Raw genomic sequence first — 2,139 nt, 5'->3', positions numbered from 1 at the left:
GTGGTGGACGAGGAAGGCTTCCTGCAGCAGCCCGAGCTGTGGGACGACGAGGTGGCCCGCCTGTTCGCCACCACCGAAGGCATCACCGAGATGGACGCGCAGCAGTGGGCGGTGGTGCGTTTCATCCGGCAGTACTGGGTGGAGCACCAGTCCGCCCCGATGATCCGCAAGCTCTGCCAGGCGACCGGCACCAACCTCCGCGCCATCTTCAGGATGTTCCCGTCGGGGCCCGCCAAGGGCGCCTGCAAGGTGGCGGGGCTCCCCAAGCCCGAGGGCTGCGTCTGAGGCCGTGACGACCTCCGCCGTGGTGCTGCTCGCCGCGTTCGCCGTCGCGGCGGCCTCGCTCGCGCTGGCCCGGCGGGGGATCGGCAGCGTGCGGGTGCCGACGTACGCGGCGCCGCGCGGCAGCGAGGGCGCCGGCGTGCGCTACGCGTTCACCACCGCCTTCCTCCCGTGGGCCAAGGAGAGCGCGAGCGCGCACCTCGCGACCTACCTGGCGGGCATCGTCTATCACGCCGGCATCTTCGCGATGCTCGCGGCGCTCGTCCTCACCGTGACGCCGTTCGCGCTGCCGCGGGTGGTCGGCGTCGCCCTCGCGGTGGTCCTGGCCCTCGCCCTGGCGTGCGGGCTCGGCCTGCTGGCCAAGCGTCACGCCCGGAACGACCTCCGGGCCGTCTCGGTGCCCGACGACACGATCGCGAACCTGCTGGTGGATGCGGCGCTCGCGACCGCGCTCGCGGCCGCGCTCGCCCCGGGCGCGGTCGTGCCGTTCCAGCTCGCCGGCGCGGCGCTGCTGCTCTACGCGCCGCTCGGCAAGCTGCGGCACATGCTGTTCCTCGTCACCAGCCGCGCACTGTGGGGCCGGTTCTACGGGCGGCGCGGCGTGCGCGGATGACGCCCGCCGCGGCCGGCTGCGGGAGCGCGCGCCGGTGACAGCCGCGGGCGAAGCGCCCGCAGGCGCGCCGATGACCGCGCCGGCCCTCGACCTGCTGCGCACGGGCCTCGACGCCCGCACCGCGGCGTTCCTCGAGTCCTGCGTGCGCTGCAACCTGTGCGCCGACACCTGCCACGTGTACCTGGCCGACCGCGACCCGGCCTCCACGCCGGCGGCCAAGGTGCAGCGGGTCGCCCGGCTCTACCGCCGCTACCATACATGGTCAGGCCGCGTGTTCCCGTGGCTCACCGGCGCGCGTGAGTTGGACGACGCGGCCCTCGACGACCTCAAGGACGCGGCCTTCGGCCGCTGCACCATGTGCGGCCGCTGCGCGCTCCACTGCGCCGTCGGGCTCGACCCGGCCAACGTGATCGGGCTCGCCCGCGCGATGCTGGTCGCCGCGGGCCGGGTGCCGGCCGGCATCCAGGCCAACGTCGCCGCCGCGCTCGAGACGGGGAACAGCATGCGCATCCCCGCCGACGAGGTGCGGGAGACGATCGCCTGGCTCGAGGACGACCTGCGCCAGACGACCGGCGATCCCACCGTCACCCTGCCGCTCGACGCGCCCGGCAAGCGGGTGCTGTATGCCCTGAACCCACGCGAGATCAAGTTCTTCCCCCTCTCGATCTCGGCGGCCGGCCTCATCCTCCACGCCGCGGGCGAGAGCTGGACGCTCACCAGCAGCGACTTCGACATCACCAACTACGCGTACTTCGCCTGCGACCGCGGATCGGCGGGCGCGATCAGCCGCCGCCTTCTGGAGCGCGCCGAGGCGCTCGGCGTCGAGACGCTGGTGGTCGCCGAATGCGGTCACGGGTACCGCAGCCTCCGCTGGGAGGCGCCCGAGTACCTGCGGCGCACCTTCCCGTTCGAGATCGTGAGCTTCGTCGAGCTGGTGGACCGCTACGTGGCCGAGGGGCGCATCGCGCTCGATGCGTCGCGCAACCCGGACCGCGTGACGCTCCACGATCCCTGCAACCTGGTGCGGAGCGGCGGCGTGATCGAGCCGCAGCGCCGCGTCCTGGCGCGCGCGGTCTCGGATTTCGTGGAGATGACGCCGAACCGCGAGCACAACTACTGCTGCGGCGGGGGCGGGGGGATGCTGGCGGCCTCCGAGTACGCGGCCCGGCGCGTGGCCGCGGGCCGGCTTAAGGCGGAGCAGATCCGGCGCACCGGCGCGAAGGTGGTCGTCACGCCCTGCCACA

3 protein-coding genes are annotated in these 2,139 nt (G+C 73.8%); all 3 read left to right on the top strand.

All coding sequences use genetic code 11. From position 1 onward, the window contains the following. Positions 1–285, top strand: a 285-nt coding sequence (locus VMF70_02220) for a TusE/DsrC/DsvC family sulfur relay protein (GenBank protein HTT66822.1), incomplete at its 5' end; no start/stop codon positions are given. Positions 286–289: 4 nt separating this feature from the next. Continuing rightward, positions 290–895, top strand: coding sequence for a hypothetical protein (locus VMF70_02215; GenBank protein HTT66821.1), 606 nt, complete (start codon positions 290–292; stop codon positions 893–895). 70 nt (positions 896–965) lie between these two features. Continuing rightward, a partial coding sequence (locus tag VMF70_02210; GenBank protein ID HTT66820.1) for a (Fe-S)-binding protein occupies positions 966–2,139 on the top strand: 1,174 nt, incomplete at its 3' end.

The sequence above is a fragment of the Gemmatimonadales bacterium genome, from assembly GCA_035502185.1.
Taxonomy (GTDB): Bacteria; Gemmatimonadota; Gemmatimonadetes; order Gemmatimonadales; family JACORV01; genus Fen-1245.
The sequence above is the reverse complement of the archived record's forward strand: the minus strand, read 5'-3'. Positions and strand labels throughout refer to the sequence as shown.